At 65.4% G+C, this 18,786-nt stretch carries 14 protein-coding genes; 10 read left to right on the top strand and 4 right to left on the bottom strand.

Going from position 1 to position 18,786, the window contains the following annotated elements:
• Positions 1–77 precede the first annotated feature (77 nt).
• The 3 genes from AC1DB0_RS24315 to AC1DB0_RS24305 all read left to right on the top strand — a co-directional run bounded on the left by AC1DB0_RS24315 (position 78) and on the right by AC1DB0_RS24305 (position 2,375).
• Positions 78–608 carry an META domain-containing protein gene (locus AC1DB0_RS24315; RefSeq protein WP_156336546.1) on the top strand — a complete coding sequence of 177 codons (531 nt, stop codon included), beginning with the start codon at positions 78–80 and terminating at the stop codon, positions 606–608.
• Between the two features lie 104 nt (positions 609–712).
• Positions 713–1,552: an META and DUF4377 domain-containing protein gene (locus tag AC1DB0_RS24310; RefSeq protein ID WP_342066212.1), complete on the top strand. Its 840-nt coding sequence runs from the start codon at positions 713–715 to the stop codon at positions 1,550–1,552.
• 85 nt (positions 1,553–1,637) lie between these two features.
• Positions 1,638–2,375, top strand: a complete 738-nt coding sequence (locus tag AC1DB0_RS24305; protein WP_476758117.1) for a sulfurtransferase — start codon at positions 1,638–1,640, stop codon at positions 2,373–2,375.
• A gap of 73 nt (positions 2,376–2,448) precedes the next feature.
• Here AC1DB0_RS24305 and metG read toward each other — a convergent pair whose 3' ends face one another.
• Together metG and AC1DB0_RS24295 are read right to left on the bottom strand one after the other, a co-directional pair.
• Positions 2,449–4,515 (bottom strand): methionine--tRNA ligase, encoded by a 2,067-nt coding sequence (metG, locus tag AC1DB0_RS24300; protein WP_447982638.1) that lies wholly within the window; start codon positions 4,513–4,515, stop codon positions 2,449–2,451.
• 258 nt (positions 4,516–4,773) lie between these two features.
• Positions 4,774–5,049: a hypothetical protein gene (locus AC1DB0_RS24295; protein WP_054423363.1), complete on the bottom strand. Its 276-nt coding sequence runs from the start codon at positions 5,047–5,049 to the stop codon at positions 4,774–4,776.
• Positions 5,050–5,150: 101 nt separating this feature from the next.
• On the opposite strand from AC1DB0_RS24295, the gene apbC reads away from it, so the two are divergent.
• The 4 genes from apbC to dcd are packed head-to-tail and all read left to right on the top strand — an operon-like array spanning position 5,151 to position 12,724.
• Positions 5,151–6,239, top strand: coding sequence for an iron-sulfur cluster carrier protein ApbC (gene apbC / locus AC1DB0_RS24290; protein ID WP_054423205.1), 1,089 nt, complete (start codon positions 5,151–5,153; stop codon positions 6,237–6,239).
• 3 nt (positions 6,240–6,242) lie between these two features.
• A complete protein-coding gene (locus AC1DB0_RS24285; RefSeq protein ID WP_476758759.1) occupies positions 6,243–8,138 on the top strand; it encodes an autotransporter assembly complex protein TamA in 1,896 nt (631 codons plus the stop codon).
• On the top strand, positions 8,135–12,118 hold the full coding sequence (locus AC1DB0_RS24280) for a translocation/assembly module TamB domain-containing protein (RefSeq protein WP_476758758.1): 3,984 nt from the start codon (positions 8,135–8,137) through the stop codon (positions 12,116–12,118). The genes AC1DB0_RS24285 and AC1DB0_RS24280 overlap by 4 nt, the downstream gene beginning before the upstream one ends.
• Before the next feature lie 42 nt (positions 12,119–12,160).
• Positions 12,161–12,724: a dCTP deaminase gene (dcd, locus tag AC1DB0_RS24275; RefSeq protein WP_054423202.1), complete on the top strand. Its 564-nt coding sequence runs from the start codon at positions 12,161–12,163 to the stop codon at positions 12,722–12,724.
• Between the two features lie 4 nt (positions 12,725–12,728).
• Here the strand turns inward: dcd and AC1DB0_RS24270 are convergent, their stop codons facing one another.
• Positions 12,729–13,580 carry a GNAT family N-acetyltransferase gene (locus tag AC1DB0_RS24270; protein ID WP_476758115.1) on the bottom strand — a complete coding sequence of 284 codons (852 nt, stop codon included), beginning with the start codon at positions 13,578–13,580 and terminating at the stop codon, positions 12,729–12,731.
• Positions 13,581–13,806: 226 nt separating this feature from the next.
• On the opposite strand from AC1DB0_RS24270, the gene AC1DB0_RS24265 reads away from it, so the two are divergent.
• On the top strand, positions 13,807–15,051 hold the full coding sequence (locus AC1DB0_RS24265) for a GGDEF domain-containing protein (RefSeq protein WP_476758757.1): 1,245 nt from the start codon (positions 13,807–13,809) through the stop codon (positions 15,049–15,051).
• A gap of 131 nt (positions 15,052–15,182) precedes the next feature.
• Here AC1DB0_RS24265 and AC1DB0_RS24260 read toward each other — a convergent pair whose 3' ends face one another.
• Entirely contained in the window at positions 15,183–15,701 is a 519-nt protein-coding gene (locus tag AC1DB0_RS24260) for a GNAT family N-acetyltransferase (protein WP_346551554.1), read from the bottom strand.
• A gap of 113 nt (positions 15,702–15,814) precedes the next feature.
• Here AC1DB0_RS24260 and AC1DB0_RS24255 point away from each other — a divergent pair, with 113 nt between their 5' ends.
• Complete coding sequence (locus AC1DB0_RS24255) at positions 15,815–16,267, top strand: hypothetical protein (RefSeq protein ID WP_054423198.1); 453 nt, start codon at positions 15,815–15,817, stop codon at positions 16,265–16,267.
• 240 nt (positions 16,268–16,507) lie between these two features.
• Entirely contained in the window at positions 16,508–18,769 is a 2,262-nt protein-coding gene (locus tag AC1DB0_RS24250) for an arginine/lysine/ornithine decarboxylase (RefSeq protein WP_054423197.1), read from the top strand.
• Positions 18,770–18,786: the final 17 nt, after the last annotated feature.

Genomic DNA, 18,786 nt, shown 5'->3' with positions numbered 1-18,786 from the left:
GTAGGGGGGAGAACGCGGGACGTTCTGGCCCGGCCCCGGTTACAGTCGGGGGTGTGAAATTCAAAGGAGTCTCAACCATGCTTACCCATATGTCTTCGCGTTGCCGGCTGCTTTGCCTGAGCCTTCTGACCGTCGCGCTGGCGGGCTGCGCGGGGTCCACCGGGGGGGCGCGCCCGGAAGGCGCCGCGGCGGCCAATGCCGCAAGCAGCAAGGATTCCCTGGCGCAGACCAGCTGGGAGCTGGTGCGCTGGACGCAAAAAGGCGGTGCGCTGCGCGATATTCCGCATGGCGACAACGGTGAACCGGTGCGCCTGACCTTTCTGGCGCAAGGCAAGGAGTACCGCGCCAACGGCTTTTCGGGCTGCAACCGTTACATGGGCACGTACAAGCTGCAAAGCGGCAAGTTGTTCATCGATGCCCCGGCCACGACCCGCATGGCCTGCCCCTCGCCGGAACGCGCCAAGCTGGAAGCCGACTACCTGCGCGGCCTGACCACCATCGACACGTTCACGTTGGATAGTGGCGGCGCCCCGCGGCATCTGACCTTTAATCTGCGCGGTGGCGATGTGCTGGAGTTTGAGCGCCGTCAGGACCCTCCGACCCCGTAAAGCCGGTCGAACGCCGTAAGCCCTATAAGCCCAAATGCGCTAAGGCCTGTGAGCCCCATAAGGCCCAGGCCCATCAGCCCTAAGCCCTGTCAGCCCCGCCCCGTATGCCTCGTAAACACTCCCTATACGCCCCTGGAGATTCCAGGACGTCCCATTCCGCCTTGCTGCGCTGGCTGGCGCCTTGCGTGTTGTCGGTTGGCCTGGCCGCCTGCGCCTCGTCACCCCCGCGTGCGGCGGATGGGCAGGACCCCCGCTTCCAGCCGGCCTCGGCGTCCGACATCCTGGCGCAGACCAGCTGGGATCTGGCCCGCTGGACCCTGCCGGGCGGCGGCCTGCGCACCATCCCGCATCCGTCCACAGATTCCCGGCCGTTGACGGCCAGCTTTGTCCATGACCAGGGCGCGCCCCGCATGTCCGGCTTTGCCGGCTGCAACCAGTACAACGCGCCCTATACGGTCGCCAATGGCCAGCTGATCGTGCGGGCGAACCCGGTAGCCACGATGATGGCCTGCGCCCCACAGAACATGCAGCTGGAGCAGGACTTCCTGGCCGGCCTGACCCGCATCACCGCCACGTCGGTGGACAACACCAACAACCCGCAGCGCATGACGTGGGTGCTGAGCTCGGGCGACACGCTGGACTTCGGCCGCCGCGCCGACCCCGTGGCAGGCGGCAGCGCCGGTCCGACGAAGCTGGTCTACGTGAACGCCGAGCGCGTGCCGTGCAACGCTGGCGCCGGCCGCGCCATGTGCTACCAGGTGCGCGACAGCGCCTCGCAACCGTGGCAGCTCTGGTACGGCGACATCACCGGCTTCAATTTCCAGCCGGGCATCCGCTACCGGCTGCGCGTGGTCGAAGCCGCCGACCCGTACCCGCCCGCCGGCGCCTCGACCGTGCGCTGGGTGCTGGACGCCGTGATCGAGCAGGAAATCGTCTCGCGTTGAGCAGGATCAAGGCGGGCGCTGGGCGGGGCGGCCCGCCCAGCGATTACTATTACGGGCTTCGCCGTCCGCATTTTCTTGCTTTGCCATGACTTCCGTCGTCAATATCGCCGCCTACAAATTCGTTTCGCTGGACTCCCTGCCCGAGCTGCGCGCCCGCCTGCTGGCGCTTGCCGGCGACGGCGCGCTCAAGGGCACCATCCTGCTGGCCGAAGAAGGCATCAATCTGTTCCTGGCCGGCTCGGCCGCGAGCATCGACACCTTCTTGCAGGCGCTGCGCGCCGATCCGCGTTTCGCCGATCTGGAAGTCAAATTCAGCCAAAGCGAAGGCGTGCCGTTTCGCAAATTGCTCGTCAAGATCAAGCGCGAAATCATCCGCATGGACCACCCCACCATCCGCCCCGAAGCGGGCCGCGCGCCGGGCGTGGACGCCCGAACGGTCGCGCGCTGGCTGGAGCAGGGCGTGGACGACGCCGGACGCCCCGTCGTCATGCTGGACACCCGCAACGCGTTCGAAGTGGACGAAGGCACCTTCAAGAACGCCATCGATTGGCGTATTGACCGCTTCACGCAATTCCCCGCCGCCGTGCAGGCGCACCGCGCCGAACTCGAAGGCAAGACCATCGTCAGCTTCTGCACCGGCGGCATCCGCTGCGAGAAAGCCGCCATCTACATGAACGAAGCCGGCATCCCGAACGTGTACCAACTGGATGGCGGCATCCTCAAGTACTTCGAGGAAACGGGCGGCCCGGGCTACGAAGGCAAGTGCTTCGTCTTCGACGAACGCCACTCGCTGGACCCGGGGTTGGCGCCTAGCAAAACGTAATTCCAGCCATGCAAGAAAAAGAGCCCGCCAATGTGAATTGGCGGGCTCTTTGCGTTCTGCTTGGCGTACGCGATTAGCGCACGCGCATGCCAGGCTTGGCGCCGGGGAACGGTTCCAGCACGTAGATGCCGGCGTCGACGGCTTCATCCGCGTGGCTGGCGGCCAGCACCATGCCTTCGGACACGCCGAACTTCATCTTGCGCGGGGCCAGGTTGGCGACCATGACGGTCAGCTTGCCGATCAGGTCTTCCGGCTGGTAGGCCGACTTGATGCCCGAGAACACGTTGCGATGGCGGCCTTCGCCCACATCCAGCGTCAAGCGCAGCAGCTTGGTCGAGCCTTCGACGTGTTCGCAGTTGACGATCTGCGCAATGCGCAGGTCGACGCGGGCGAAGTCGTCGATAGAGATCGTCTCGGCCACCGGTTCGCCGCCAGGCACCACCACGGGGGCGGCGGGCGGTTCGAACAGGTCTTCCAGCATTTGCGGTTCGACGCGTTGCATCAGGTGCTTGAACGGCGCCACGCGCTGCGGCAGCACGGCGGCGTCGGCCCAGGTGAACGGGGCTTGCGCGCCGAAGAGTTCCAGCGCGACGCGCTCGGCCAGCGACGGCAGCACGGGGGCCAGCATCACGGACAGCGCCTTGAAGCCCGCCAGCGAACGCGAGCAGATGTCTTGCAGCGCGGCCTTTTGCGCGTCGTCTGCGGTAGCGAGGCCCTTGGCCAGCACCCACGGTTGGGCCGTGTCGAACGCCTGGTTGATGCGGTCGGCGTAGGCCATGATTTCGCGGATGGCGCGGTTGTATTCGCGGGCCTCGAAGGCGGCGCGGATGGATTCGGCCTGCTCGGCATATTCCGCCGACAGCGCGGCGGTGTCGCCGGAATAGCCCAGCACGCCGTCGAAGTGCTTCGTGATGAAGCTGGCGGCGCGGCTGGCGATGTTGACGTACTTGCCGACCAGGTCGCTGTTGACGCGGGCGATGAAGTCTTCGGGGTTGAAGTCCATGTCTTCGACCCGGGCGTTCAGCTTGGCGGCGATGTAATAGCGCATCCATTCGGCGTTCATGCCGATTTCCAGGTAGCGCAGCGGCGAAATGCCGGTGCCGCGGCTCTTGGACATCTTTTCACCGCTGACGGTGATGAAACCGTGCACGTTTACGGCGTCCGGCGTCTTGCGGCCTGCGAACTTCAGCATGGCGGGCCAGAACAGCGCGTGGAAGTACACGATGTCCTTGCCAATGAAGTGCACTTGTTCGGTGGTGCCGTTGGGGTCAAGCAGGGCGTCGAAATCCAGGCCCTTGACCTCGCAGTACGACTTCAGCGACGCCAGGTAGCCCACGGGCGCGTCCAGCCACACGTAGAAGTACTTGCCCGGCGCATCGGGAATTTCGATGCCGAAGTAGGGCGCGTCGCGCGAGATGTCCCAGTCGCCGAGTTTGGCTTCGCCGTCTTCGGCGCCCAGCCATTCGCGGGTCTTGGCCAGCATTTCGGGCTGCAAGTGCTTGCCGCCGTTGGCGTTGGAACCCGTCGTCCATTGCTGCAGGAATTCCACGCAGCGCGGGTCGGACAGCTTGAAGAAAAAGTGGTCAGACGACTTCAGCACCGGGGTGGCGCCGGTCAGCGCCGAGTACGGGTTGATGAGCTCGGTGGGCGCGTAGACCGCGCCGCAGACTTCGCAGGAATCGCCGTATTGATCTTTCGCGTGGCACTTCGGGCATTCGCCCTTGATGTAGCGGTCGGCCAGGAACATGCCCTTGACCGGATCGTAGAACTGCTCGATGGAGCGGGTTTCGATCAGGTTTTGGGCCTTCAGCGCGCGGTAGATGTCGTGCGACAGGGCTACGTTCTCGGCGGAATCCGTGGAATGCCAGTGATCAAAACGGATATGGAAGCCGTTCAGGTACTGCGGCCGTTCGGCCGCGTAGCGGGCGACCAGCGCCTGCGGCGTGATGCCTTCCTTTTCGGCCTTCAACATGATCGGCGCGCCGTGCGCGTCGTCCGCGCCCACAAAGTGCACCGTGTGGCCCGCCATTCGCATCGAACGAACCCAGATATCAGCCTGGATGTACTCCATGATGTGGCCGATGTGGAAAGATCCGTTGGCGTAGGGCAGCGCTGTGGTGACAAAAAGGGTGCGAGACATGGTTGTCGACAGAGGTTGAGGGGAAAAGGGATTAGCCGGCCATTTTAGGACAACGGCGAAGACGTGCCCGGGCGGGTGTCCGGGAAGGCTTTGCGCTAACGACACAACCCGCCGATCGCAGGGCTGCGAATCAGGCGGGTTGAAGGGGACACGGCCAAGGCGAAGACGGCGGGCGGCTGGGGCAATGAGCCCTGGCTGCTTACCAGGCAATGGCCGGCTTGCGCCGCAGGCGGCGCAAGCGCTACGGAAATGCCGCGCTTAGCGGATTTCGCGGGCTTCGACGTCGATCACATCGCCACGCGGTTGCGTGGCGAAGGGGGCGGTGGCGGTCTGGAACGGACCCGGGCGGGCGCCTTGGCGCTGGCTCCAATAGGCGCGAACGCCGAAAGGTTTGCCGCGCACCTTGGCGACCACGTACAGGATCGCCACGGCGAGAGCCGTGGACAGCATAAAGACCAGCGCCATCGCCATACCGATCAAGGCCAGGGCGGCGAATAGGACGGCACGGAAGAAGCGGATAAGTGTGTTGGTCATGAAGGTCGGATGCAAAACGCAGCGAAAGGTTCCCGCGTATCCGCTATCCTTTAGGGGATGGCGGCCCGCAGAAGCCGCGCTGCCTACGGAACCATAGTGACATGAGTATAACGATAGAACACATCCGCGCTGCGCTGCGCGCCGCGCAAGACCCGAACACGGGATTGGACCTGGGCGTTTCTGTAAAAGATCGTGACATTCAGCTGGCGGGCGCTCGCGTGGCCCTGACGCTGGAACTCGGTTATCCCGCGGACAGCGTCCGCGAGCAGATTCAAGGCATTGCCGCCGCCGCGCTGGCCCAAGCCGGCGTGGCCGATGCGCAAGTCACCGTTACCTGGAAAGTGGCCTCGCACGCCGTGCAGAAGGGGCTGAAGCCGCTGCCCAACGTGCGCAACATTATTGCGGTGGCATCCGGCAAGGGCGGCGTGGGCAAGAGCACCACCGCCGTCAACCTGGCGCTGGCCCTGGCGGCCGAAGGCGCCAAGGTAGGGGTGCTGGACGCCGATATCTATGGCCCTAGCGTGCCGACGATGCTGGGCATTTCCGGTCGTCCGGAAAGCCTGGACAACAAAAGCATGGAGCCGCTGACGGGCCATGGCCTGCAGGCGAATTCCATCGGCTTCCTGATCGATGCCGACTCTCCCGCAATCTGGCGTGGCCCGATGGTCACGCAGGCGCTGGAACAATTGCTGCGCCAGACCAATTGGCGCGATCTGGATTACCTGATCGTCGACATGCCGCCTGGCACGGGCGACGTGGCCCTGACGCTGGCGCAGAAAGTGCCGGTGGTGGGCGCGGTCATCGTCACCACGCCGCAAGACGTGGCGCTGCTGGACGCCCGCAAGGGCTTGCGCATGTTCCAGAAGGTGGAAGTGCCGATCCTGGGTGTGGTCGAAAACATGGCCATCCATATCTGCTCGCAGTGCGGGCACGCCGAACACATCTTTGGCGAGGGCGGCGGCCAGCGCATGGCCGAGCAATATCAGACGCCGTGGCTGGGCAGCCTGCCTCTGACGCTGGCGATTCGCGAGCAGACGGACGCCGGCACGCCGACGGTGGTGTCGGATGCGGGCAGCGAAGCCGCCGCGCTTTACCGCGGCATCGCAAGAAAGCTGGCAGCGGGCGTCGCGGCGCTACCGCGCGATATGGCCGGGAAATTCCCGTCCATCGTCGTGCAGCAGCCGACCTGACGCATGCGGTGGGCAGCCCGCGCCTTTTTGGCAGGACTTTGCGTAGTGTCGGGCGAGGCGTTGGCCAAGCGCCCGGAAATCATCGTGGACCCCGGTGGCGTGCMGCCGGCCGCGTTGCAGGCGATCACCGAGGCGGTGAATGCCATTGCGCGCCTTGCCGAAGACCAAGACGGCGGTGAAATCAGCCGGCTGCGCCGGCGCGCGCGCGATGCGACGCTGGCTGCGCTGGCCACGCAGGGCTATTTCGCGCCCAAGGTAACGCTGGAAGCCGGCACCGATATCGGCGGGGAAACCTGGGATATCGGCATCGTGGCCGGCAAGCGCACGACCGTCTCGTCCGTCGACCTGACTTTCACGGGACGCATCACGCGGCCCGAATACGCGCAGCGCGTACAGAAACTGCGCGACGACTGGCAGCTCAAGGCGGGCCAGCCGTTCATCAATAGTGATTGGAACAAGGCCAAGGCGAACCTGCTGGACGAGGTGTCCACGCGGGATTTCATGCTGGCGCGCATGACGTCCTCGCAAGCCGAGGTGATGGCCGACACGGCGACAGCCGCCTTGCGCGTCACCATCGACAGCGGCCCGCAGGTCCGCATGGGCGAGCTGAATACGGAAGGCTTGAAGCGCGTGCCCGACAAACTGGTGCAGCGCTATGTGCGCTACTCGGTGGGCGCGGCCTACGATCAGAACCGGCTCGACACCTGGCAGCAGGATCTGCAATCCACGGCCTTTTTCCGTGGCGCCTTTGTGTCGCTGGAGCAACCTGGCGCGACGCCTCAGAAGCCCGCTGAACCGAACTCCGACCGCGCCCGCGCGCCGGGTTCGAAAGACCTTGCAGCGGCTACACCGGCCGGCGACCCGTCGGTATCCGGTGCGGTACCGCCGCCGCCCGCCGCCTATGATTCCGATGGCGAAGTGACCTTGCCCGTGCAGGTGCGAGTGGTCGAAGCGCCGCCCAAGCGCTTTACGGCGTCGCTGGGCGTGGACGACGAAGCGGGCGTGCGCGTGGAATCGCTATACCGCCAGAACGTCGTGTTCGGCCAGCCCGTCACCATGGAAACCGGCTTCAGCGTCGACCGGCTGCGCCAGCGCGCCTATGCCGACTTCCTGCTGCCGCCCACCGAGCGCGGCTACAAGGATTCCTTCGGCGTCTTGGCCGACCATTCCGATATCCAGGGGCTGGAAGTCACGCGTTACGCCTTGGGGGCGACGCGCCTGCAAGAGCGCAAGGGCGCGGGCGACAGCCGGGTCGAATACGAAACCCGCTGGGGCCTGCTGCTGGCGCAGGATCACGTGAAGATTGATGGCGGCGACGAATACACACTGCCCACGTTGACGGCAACGGCCGAATGGCTGCGCCGCGATGTGGATAACAAGTACGACCCGCGCGAAGGCAACCTGATCGCGGTGGGCGGCGGCGTAGGCGTGACGCTGGACACCGGCGAACCCTACACCCGCGCCCGGGTGCGCGCGCAGAAGTGGTGGCCGATTGGCAAGCTCGATGTCCTGACCGTGCGCGGCGAAGTCGGCCGCGTGTGGTCAAACAGCAAGGTGCAGGTGCCTGACGATTTCGGCTTCCGCACCGGGGGCGCGCGGTCGATTCGCGGCTACAAGTATCAAAGCATCGGCGTGCAACGCGACAACGCGGTGGTGGGTGCGCCCACGCTTGTCGTCGGCAGTATTGAGTACGACCACTATTTCAATGAGCGCTGGGGCATGGGCGTCTTCGTGGACGCGGGCGATGCCGCCGAATCGTTCGGCGATATGTCGATGGCCGTGGGCTACGGCGTGGGCGCGCGCGTGCGCACGCCGGCCGGCCCGCTGTTCCTGGACCTGGCCTATGGCCAGCGCGAACGTGACCTGCGCCTGCACTTTTCGTTGGGGATCGCGTTTTGACCGTGTTGCGCAAAATCCTGCGCCAGATACTGGTGTGGTGGTTGCCCGGTTTGGCGATGCTGGCGCTGCTGGCCAGCGGATTCGTCTTCTGGCTGGTGGGCTCGCAGAACGGCACGCGGCTGCTGTTGACCACCGCCGCCCAGCAACTGAACGGGCAGGCGCTGGACGTGAAGGGGTCGTTGCTGCGCGGCGTGACCGTCGGCAAGCTGAACCTGGATGTCAGCGGCACGTATATCGACATCACCGACCTGCATCTGGACGTGCATTGGCGCGCCTTGGGCGACCGCCTGCTGCACGTGCGCGACGTGTCGGCAGGGTCGGTCCATGTGGCGTTGACCTCATCGCCCGAAACCGCTCCCGCCCAGGATGATGGCGAGCCGTTCTCGCTGCCGTCGCTGCCGGTGGACATCGCAGTTGACCGCATTGCGCTGGGAGACTTCCAGCTGGATCAGGACGGGCAGCCTTTGCCCGTCACCCTAGGCGCCCTGAGCGCCACGTTCGCGGCGGGCAAGCAAGGCGCGCAATTGCGCATCGCCAACCTGCGCGTGGGACACGAAGTGGGGCAGGCGGACGTGTCGGGCCAGGCCGAGCTGCAAGGGCTGGCCGACCCCTGGCCGTTTGCGGCGCGCCTGGATGTGACGGCGCGCGGGTCGGGTCCGGATTCCCCGCTGTGCCAGGCTGACAAGCTCAGCGGCGTGTTCGATGCGCGTCCGACGGCGGGCAAGAGCGCTGACGCCAAGGCTGATCCCAAGGCCAAGGCCGATCCCAAAGCCAAAGCCGATCCCAGGGCCGCCGCGAAGGGCAAAAGCGATCCCAAGAACAAAGCCGATCCCAAGGCCGACGCCAAATCCGACCCGAAGGCCGACGCCAAATCCGACCCGAAGGCCGACCCCAAGGCCGACCCCAAGGCCAAGCCGTCTTCTCAAGCCAAGCCCGCCTCGCCGTCCGAGCTGGCGGGTCCCCCCGCGCCCGCTTGCCAGGTTGTGTTGCGTGCCGACGCGGCGGGGTCGATGGATGGCATTCAGGCCAAGCTGGATGGCGCGGGCTCCGGCCTGCTGCTCGACGTGGTGGCGGATCTGGCGCCCCGCACGGCGCTGGTCCTGCGCAGCGCCAGGGCGAACGCGCAACTGCCCGACAAGTCGACCCTGACCGCGCAATTCGATCTGCAATCCGACGCCGCGCAAGGCGCTGGACGTGATCGCATCGCCGGCACCATCAGCGCCCAGCGTCTGGATCTGGCGCCCTGGCTCGGTGATGCCATCCCGCCCGCGGTCCTGACCGTGCGTGGTGATGTGCAGGCCGATATCGAAAACCTGAGCCAGCTGCGGCACGCCGCTATCGACCTGCGGTTCGAGGAAGGCACGCGCTGGAACAAGCAACCGCTGACGKGCGGACTCAAAGCCCAGGTGGATATCGCCGCGGCTGTGGCGGCCGCAACCGGGACTTCGACCGGGACCAGCACCACAACCAGCACCGCAACTGGCACCGCACCCAGCCCCGCAACCGGCACAGCAACCAGCGCCGCAACCGGCACAGCAACCAGCGCCGCAACCGGCACAGCAACCGGCACAGCAACCAGCACCGCAACCGGCACAGCAACCGCACCCACCACCGACGCCGCCATCGACCCGCTCGCCGGATTGCGCATTCATGGTCTGGATGTGGACCTGAAGCTAGGCCGCAACCGGGTTCAGGTGCAGGGCGAAATTGACGCCCGCGATGGCGCGTTGAGCGTGGACGCCCAGGCGCCGCAGTTGGATGCCTTCTGGCCCGGTATTCCCGGCGGCGCCGAATTGAAGGGCAAATTCACCGGTACCGTGGCCGCGCATCGGGGCGAACTGGCCGCCGGTTACACCCCTGCCAACCCGCGCGCTGGCGTGCTGGGGCAAGCGCCCGCCAAGGCCAATATCGCGTTCACCGGCGCGTGGGGCAAAGGCCCGGCGGGCCAGCCCGATGCCGCCTTGCTGGGCTGGCGCGGCACCTTTTCCAAGCTGACGGCAGATACCGCCGGGTTCGCCGTGTCGGTTGACCGGCCGGTGACGTTGGCCTTTCTGCCATCGGCCGTCGCGCCCCAATGGCAATGGCAGGTCGGCCAGACCACATTGAGCCTGACACTGCCCGGCAAGGAACGCCTGACGCTCGCGCATCAGGGGTCGCGTGGCGGCGGCAAGCGCTGGGAAACCGCTGGGCAGGCCGACAACCTCGTCATCACCGCCGCCATGGCGCGGCAAGTGATCGGCGCGGTCGACCCCGAGGCCGCCGCCAAGTTGGGCAAGGGCCCGAGCCGCGTGAACGCCGTCATCCCTGACGGCCAGCGCCGGATCGCGCTGGATCTGCTGTGGGACCTGAAGTTCGACGGCCGGCTGGGCGGCAAGGCCCGCATCTCGCGCCGGGAAGGCGATCTGCGGATTCCTGGCGACCCGCCGATTCCGCTGGGCTTAAAGGCGCTGGTGCTGGACGTGACCGCCACGCCCACGTCCGCCAACGCCAGCCGTCTGGACGCCAAGCTCAACGTGGCGACCGACAAGATGGGCACCATCAACGGCACGGGCACCGCCGTGCTGCGGGTGGACGCCAACGGCGCCATGGCGCTGGACGAACGCCAGCCGCTGCGCGCGAATCTGGATGCCGATATCGCCGACCTGGCCTGGGTCAGCTTGTTCGTAGGCGATTCGATGGAAGTGGGCGGCGCCGTCAAGGCCAACCTGCAAGCCCAAGGCACGCTGGCCGGCAAGTGGTCGGCCACCGGCACCATCCGCGGCGACAAGCTGCGCGTGGTGCGCATTGACGACGGCGTGCGCCTGATTGACGGCACCTTGTCCGCGCGTCTGGATGGCGACCGCCTGGTGCTGGACAGCCTGCGCTTTCCGGCGTCGTTGCGGGTGATGCCGGCCGAATGGCGCACCAAGGAATGGATCACCACCAACCCCGAGGCCAAGGGCGGGTACGCCGAAGCCAAGGGCCAGTGGAACTTCATCGATGGCGGCGGCGATATCAAGCTGACGCTGTACCGCTTCCCGGCGTTGCAGCGCTCGGACCGCTACGCCATGGTGTCCGGCACGATCGACCTGAAGGCCGCCATGCCGCGCATCGAAATCGTGGGGGACCTGAAGGCCGACGCAGGCTGGTTCAGCCTGGAAATCCTGCAAGGCGTGCCGTCGCTGGACGACGACGTGAAGGTCGTGCATGCCGGCCAGGACCCCACCGCCGTCTCCACGCCCCTGCAAACCAGTATGAACCTGAAGTTCGACATGGGGCCGCGCTTCTACATCACCGGCATGGGCCTGGATGCGGGTTTGCTTGGCTCCATCCAGATCTTGCTGAATGATGGCCGCCTGACGGGCGTGGGCCAGTTGCGGACTCGGGGCGGCGGCATCGAGGCCTATGGCCAGAAGCTGCGCTTAAGTCGCGGCACGCTGACTTTCCAGGGCCGGCTGGACAATCCGATTCTGGATATCGAGGCCCTGCGCACCGGTGAGCAGGTTGAAGCCGGCGTCAAGGTGGTTGGAACGGCGCAGCGCCCGCGCATTGATCTGGTGTCCTATCCGGATGTCAGCGACGTGGAAAAACTGTCGTGGCTGCTGCTGGGACGGGGGCCGGATGAAAGCGGCAGCGATGCCGCCCTGCTGGTGTCCGTGGGCACCGCGCTGCTGGGCGGCGGCCAGCCGTTCTACAAGCAGTTCGGGCTGGACGACGTCAGCGTGCGCACGGGCGCCTTGGGCAGTTCGGGCAGCATCCTGCCTGACCGCACCGTGGCGGGCGACGTAAACCGGGACAGTGACAGCCAGTTGGCGACGCAATTCCTGGTGGCCAGCAAGTCGTTCGCCAACGGCATCACGCTAAGCGTCGAGCAGGCGCTGGCGGGCAGCGACACCGTGGGCCGCGCCAGTTACCGGCTGGCGCGCGGGCTGTCGATCGACCTGAAGGGCGGTTCGGTCAACGGGATTGCGCTGGTCTACCGGACCTTCTGGGGGAACTGAGTAAAATGGGCCCATTCCATCCCCTTTAGCACCATTCCCACCATGAGCATCAAAAGCGACCGCTGGATCCGCCGCCAGTCCGAAGCCGGCATGATCGAACCCTTTGAACCAGGGCAGGTCCGCACGGCCAATGGCGGGCGGATCGTCAGCTACGGCACCAGCAGCTACGGCTATGACGTGCGCTGCGCCGACGAATTCAAGATTTTCACGAACATCAATTCCACCATCGTCGACCCCAAGAATTTCGACGAAGGCTCGTTCGTGGACTTCAAGGGTGATGTTTGCATCATCCCGCCGAACTCGTTTGCGCTGGCCCGCACGGTTGAATACTTCCGCATTCCGCGCAGCGTCCTGACGATCTGCCTGGGCAAAAGCACCTACGCGCGCTGCGGCATCATCGTCAACGTGACGCCGCTGGAACCCGAATGGGAAGGCCACGTCACGCTGGAATTCTCGAACACCACGCCGCTGCCCGCCAAGATTTACGCTGGCGAAGGCTGCGCGCAGATGCTGTTCCTGGAAAGCGATGAAGTGTGCGAGACGTCTTACGCCGATCGTGGCGGCAAGTATCAGGGCCAGCGCGGCGTCACGCTGCCGCGTACCTGATTCCTTAGCGTTGTGGCGCGGGGGCGGGGCGCAGGTAGTCGATGTCCCATTCGCTTTCGCCGGTCTGGATGAATCCGTGCCGGCGGTAGAAGCGGTTCGAATCGCTGTCCCGCAACGCGCCGACGGACACCGGCAGCCCCTGGCTGTCGGCGTCTTGCAGAATCCTTTGCATGACCTGGCTGCCCAGGCCTGCGCTTTGCGCCGCGGGCGTGATGTACAGATGGTCCAGCCGCAAGCCCTCGCCGTCTGGCCGCAGGGCATAAAACCCCACCCGTTTTCCGCTGTGTTCGATCCACCAGGTGTGTTCGGGCCGGAAGGTGCTGCGTAGCCGCGAGCGGGCGCGTTCAGGATCAAAGCGGCCCAGCCGTTGCAGGCTGTCGCGCATGGCCTCGATGCGCAAGTCCGCCAGCGCATCGAAATCGGCATCGGATACCGCTTGGAACCGCAAGCCGTTATCCGCCAGCTCGTCATAGCCCCGGCCCAGGAATTGCAGGATGCAGATGCCGTGGCCGTAGGGGTCGCTCAGGTGCGCGATGCGGCCCCAGGCGTGTGTGGACGCCGGGTCTTCCAAGCGGGCGCCCGCCGCCACGGCCTGGCTGACCGCAAGGTCCACGTCTTCCACCACCACGTCCAGATGCACGGGCGTCCAGTGGCGCGCGTAGTCGCGCGTCTGGCCCGTTGCGCTGGCGGCGGGCGTGCCTGCGGCTTTTTCCAGCAGGTAGATGGGAGCGCTTGCCCCAAGCATTTCCGCAGCCTTCGGACCCAGCCGCCGATGCAGCGTCAAGCCGAATGCGCGGGCGTAAAAGTCGACGGCGTGTTCAAGATCGGGCACATCGATATTGACCAGGAGCTGCATGGGGTCTTTCCTTCGGAATCATTCCTATGGACGGGACAAAAACATATCACGGGCGCCACGCCAGGGGGTGTGCGGCTTGCGGCCAAAGAAGTGGGCTAAACAAAGCGGCTAAACAAAGCGGATAAACAAGGCGGCTAAAGAAACCGCTACGCGCAACCGTAAAAAGAATATATGTGTTTGCCGATTTGGCGACGTCATCTCTGCAAGCTGAGCAAGGCCCCGACCCGTGCGTTACCCCCATATTCCCTGGCTGCCCCTGTTGTTTTATCCCGCGCTGCCAGTGGCCGCCGCGGTCGGCCTCATGCTGTGGCGTGAATGGCCGCCCGCGTTGACGCTGATCGTGCCGTTCGTGCCGTGGGTGATGGCGCTGATCGGCGCGGCGATCTGCCTGATGTACCAACGCTMGCAGACGATGGCGCTGATGCTATGCGTGCTGGCCGCCACCGCCATCTGGCCAACGCTCGCACGGGAAGCGCCGTGGGCCTTGGGGCCCGCGCTGGCGTGGTGGTCGTTGGCGTACACAATCAATGCGCTCTGGTCCGAGCGGTCCAGCATGTGGCTCGACATGGTGCTGCGCATCGCGCTGATGGCGGTGGGCGTGGCGGCGATTGCGCTTATTGGCAAGGATGGCCTGACCGATGTGTTTGGCACCATGGCGTTGCAGGGCAAGCTTGCGCGCCTGGGCGTGCCCGTCGAAGCGCTTGCGGCGCTGCTGGTGACGGGCCTCACATTGACCTTGTTGCTGTTGCGCTATGGGCGCCCGCAGCAGGCGGGCCAATGGCTGGGCTTTGTCTGCATGGCCTGGGCCTTGCCGCGTGGCGCGGAACATCCCATTGAACTGGCGTTGATGTCGGCCGCTGCGCTGACGGCGCTGTGCATCTCGCTGGCGCACGAAGGTTTCCACATGGCGTTTCGCGACGAGCTGACCGGCCTGCCGGGCCGGCGCGCGCTGAACGAACGCCTGCAACGCATGGGCCGCGTCTACACGTTGGCGATGGCCGACGTGGATCACTTCAAGGCGTTCAACGACACGCACGGACACGACGTGGGCGATCAGGTGCTGCGCATGGTGGCGTCGCAACTGCGCCGTGTGCCGGGCGGCGGGCAGGCGTACCGATATGGCGGCGAAGAGTTCACGCTGGTGTTCCCGGGCAAGACCGCCGCCGAAAGCATGCCGCATCTGGAAACGGTGCGGCGCGCCATCGAGGCCTATCAGATGCGCTTGCGCGACAAACCCGCGCGGCCCAAGGCGGACCAGGTCGGCCTGCGCCGCCGGGGCGGACGCGGCGGACGCAATTCACGGCCGTTGCGGGTCACGGTCAGCATTGGCGTGGCGGAACGCGGCGACGCCTTGCGCGCGCCGGACGCGGTAATCAAGGCGGCCGACCAGGCGCTTTACAAAGCCAAGGACGGCGGCCGCAACCAGGTGTGCGCGTATGGCGCGCGCCGCAGCCGGGCGGCAGCGGCGTGAGTCTTCGCAGCCGGGCGGCAACGGCCTGAGTTTTCGCCGCTGGTCGTCAGCGGTCTGAGTTTCCCCACCCGCCATCAACGCGCCGCCGCCTACTTGCCGGCCAGCGCCAGCCGCCATCAACGCGCCGCCGCCTACTTGCCGGCCAGCGCCAGCGCCATCAGTGTTTCGTCGTAGAGCGCGTCGTTCACGCACAGCGCTTCGCGTTCGCGGCCATATTCGACAAAGCCCAGGCTGGCGTACAGCGCCGTGGCCGCGGTGTTGTTGGCGGTGACGCTTAGCTGCACCTGGCGGATGCCGCGCATGGTTTGGGCATGGGCGATGGCCGCATGCATCAGCAGCCGGCCCAGCCCGCGTCCGCGATGGGTGGGCGCCACATACATGCTCCAGACGTGCGCCTTGTGGCGCATCTTCAGCTTGCGCTGACGGCCCACGCCGACCATGCCAGCCAGGGCGTCATCGACGAACACGCCAAACATCGCGCCATCATCCAGCGGCGTGATCCACCCCCGGATGTCCTCCAGTGTCAGCGTGTGTTCCTCTTCGTAACTTGATCCGAACGATTCGGGTGTTTCCACCAGCGCGTCCAGGCGCAATTGACGCAGGGGCGCGGCATCCGGGGCGGTCAGACGTCTGACAAGCGGTATGGGCATGGTCTGAGAGTGTTGGGAATACGGAACGGTTGGGCGGTTTGGGCAGTATAGGCGGGGGGCGCTTGCCTATAATGGGGCTATTGCCGCTTGCGGTTTTCACAAAGGAGCCAACGATGTTCGGTTTCCTCAAGATAAACCAGGACGCCAATCTCGACGAAGTGCAGGAAGCCTTCGTCGCCAGAGTGGCAGACGCTGCGCAAGACTTTGTCGATGCCGCCGGGACAACCGGCGCCGTGCTGGACTACTCCCTGTCCAGTGTCCATGCGCTGGACGACGCGCTAGAGGCCGCCCACCTTGGGACCTTGCCTCTGACCCCCATGCAAACCGTTGGCGCCGCCGCCTACCTGTACGAGGTCGGACGCCGCGCGCATGGCGGCTTGTACGAGGTGTGCGACGACGAAGACCCGGTTGTGCTGGTATGTGGCGACCCCGGCTCCGAAGTCTGTTTTGGCGCCATCGCCAAGATCGAGCGGCGCATCCGGGACGGGGCCACCGAGTCCATCCCCGCCTACTTCGAGCAGTTCACCACCGCCTTGCAGACCGGCGAAGCCCGCACCATCCGCTAGGTTTGCTCCCCCCGGCGCCGTTGTCTCTGTGCTGAAAGCGCCCGCTTTTGGCGCGATGACAACGGCTGTGCATGCCTTCTGGGGATTTCCCGTAGGACTGTAAGAAAAACAGCCCTACAATTCCGCCATTCCCGCTTCCCGGCGGGTGCTCGCGCCGTCTGTCATCAGGCGGATTTTTACTAGAAGTACATTCGGGCTGCGAACCGCGTCCGATCCCGCCTTGCCCCCAGGAGCGCCTGCATGAAATTCCGCTTCCCCATTTTCATCATCGACGAGGACTACCGTTCGGAGAACGCGTCCGGTTTGGGTATTCGTGCCTTGTCAGCTGCAATCGAGGCCGAGGGCGTCGAGGTGATCGGGGTGACCAGCTATGGCGACCTGAGTTCGTTCGCGCAACAGCAAAGCCGCGCCAGCGCCTTCATCCTGTCGATCGACGATGAAGAGTTCGACGTGGATTCGCCCGAGGACGTGGCCAGCGCAATCAAGAACCTGCGCATGTTCATCGGCGAGCTGCGCTTTCGCAACGCCGATATCCCCATCTATCTGTACGGTGAGACGCGCACGTCGGAACACATTCCGAACGACATCCTGCGCGAACTGCACGGCTTCATCCACATGTTCGAGGACACCCCCGAATTCGTGGCGCGCCACATCATCCGCGAAGCCCGCAGCTACGTGGATTCGCTGCCGCCGCCGTTCTTCCGCGAGCTGGTCAAGTACGCGCAAGACGGTTCGTATTCCTGGCACTGCCCCGGGCACTCGGGCGGCGTGGCGTTCCTGAAGAGCCCGGTGGGCCGCATGTTCCACCAATTCTTCGGCGAGAACATGCTGCGCGCCGACGTCTGCAACGCCGTGGACGAACTGGGCCAGTTGCTGGACCACACCGGCCCCATCGCCGAGTCCGAACTGAACGCCGCGCGCATCTTCCATGCCGATCACTGCTTCTTCGTGACCAACGGCACGTCGACGTCGAACAAGGTGGTGTGGCACGCCAACGTTGCGGCTGGCGACGTCGTGGTGGTGGACCGCAACTGCCACAAGTCGATCCTGCACGCCATTACGATGACGGGCGCGATCCCGGTGTTCCTGCGCCCCACGCGTAACCACCTGGGCATCATCGGCCCGATCCCGCTGGAAGAATTCCACCCGGACAACATCCGCAAGAAGATCGAAGCCAACCCCTTCGCACGCGAAGCGGTGAACAAGAATCCGCGCATCCTGACGCTGACGCAAAGCACGTATGACGGCGTCATCTACAACGTGGAAATGATCAAGGAACAGCTCGGCAGCTACATCGACACGCTGCACTTTGACGAAGCGTGGCTGCCGCACGCGTCGTTCCACGAGTTCTACACGGACATGCACGCGATTGGCCAGGACCGCCCGCGCAGCCAGGACGCGATGGTGTTTGCCACGCACTCCACGCACAAGCTGCTGGCCGGTATTTCGCAGGCCTCGCAGATCATCGTGCAGGAATCCGAGACCCGCAAACTGGACCGCAACGTTTTCAACGAGGCGTACCTGATGCACACGTCGACCTCGCCGCAGTACGCGATCATCGCGTCGTGCGACGTGGCCGCCGCCATGATGGAGCCGCCCGGAGGCACCGCGCTGGTCGAGGAAAGCATCCGCGAAGCGCTGGACTTCCGCCGCGCCATGCGCAAGGTGGAATCGGAATTCGGCAAGAACGACTGGTGGTTCAAGGTCTGGGGCCCGAACCGTCTGGTGTCCGAAGGCATCGGCAACCGCGACGAGTGGATTCTGGAAGCCAACGACCACTGGCACGGCTTCGGCGAAATGGCCGAAGGCTTCAACATGCTGGACCCGATCAAGGCCACGGTCATCACCCCGGGGCTGGACATGTCGGGCAGCTTCGGCGAAACCGGCATTCCGGCTGCGCTGGTGTCCAAGTACCTGACCGAGCACGGCGTGGTGGTGGAAAAGACCGGCCTGTATTCGTTCTTCATCCTGTTCACCATCGGCATCACCAAGGGCCGCTGGAACACGCTGTTGACCGCCTTGCAGCAGTTCAAGGACGACTACGACCGCAACCAGCCGCTGTGGCGCATCCTGCCGGACTTCTGCCGCGTGCATCGCCGCTACGAGCGCATGGGCCTGCGCGATCTGTGCCAGGAAATCCACGAAGCCTACCGTGCGCGCGACGTCGCCCGCCTGACCACCGAGATGTACCTGAGCGACATGGTGCCGGCGCTGAAGCCGTCGGACGCCTTTGCCCGCATGGCGCACCGCGAAGTCGAACGCGTGGACATCGACAAGCTGGAAGGCCGCGTGACGGGCGTGCTGTTGACGCCGTATCCCCCGGGCATTCCGCTGCTGATTCCGGGCGAACGCTTTAACCGCACCATCGTGCAGTACCTGCAATTCGCGCGCGAATTCAACGAGCGCTTCCCGGGCTTCGAAACCTACATTCACGGCCTGGCCGACGAACCGGGTCCCGATGGCGAGAAGCGCTACTACGTTGATTGCCTGATTGAAGAATAAGGCCCGGCGGGTCTGGA

The sequence above is a fragment of the Achromobacter sp. 10T422 genome (assembly GCF_056394065.1).
Note: the sequence above shows the minus strand (reverse complement) of the source record. Positions and strands in the feature narration are given on the sequence as shown.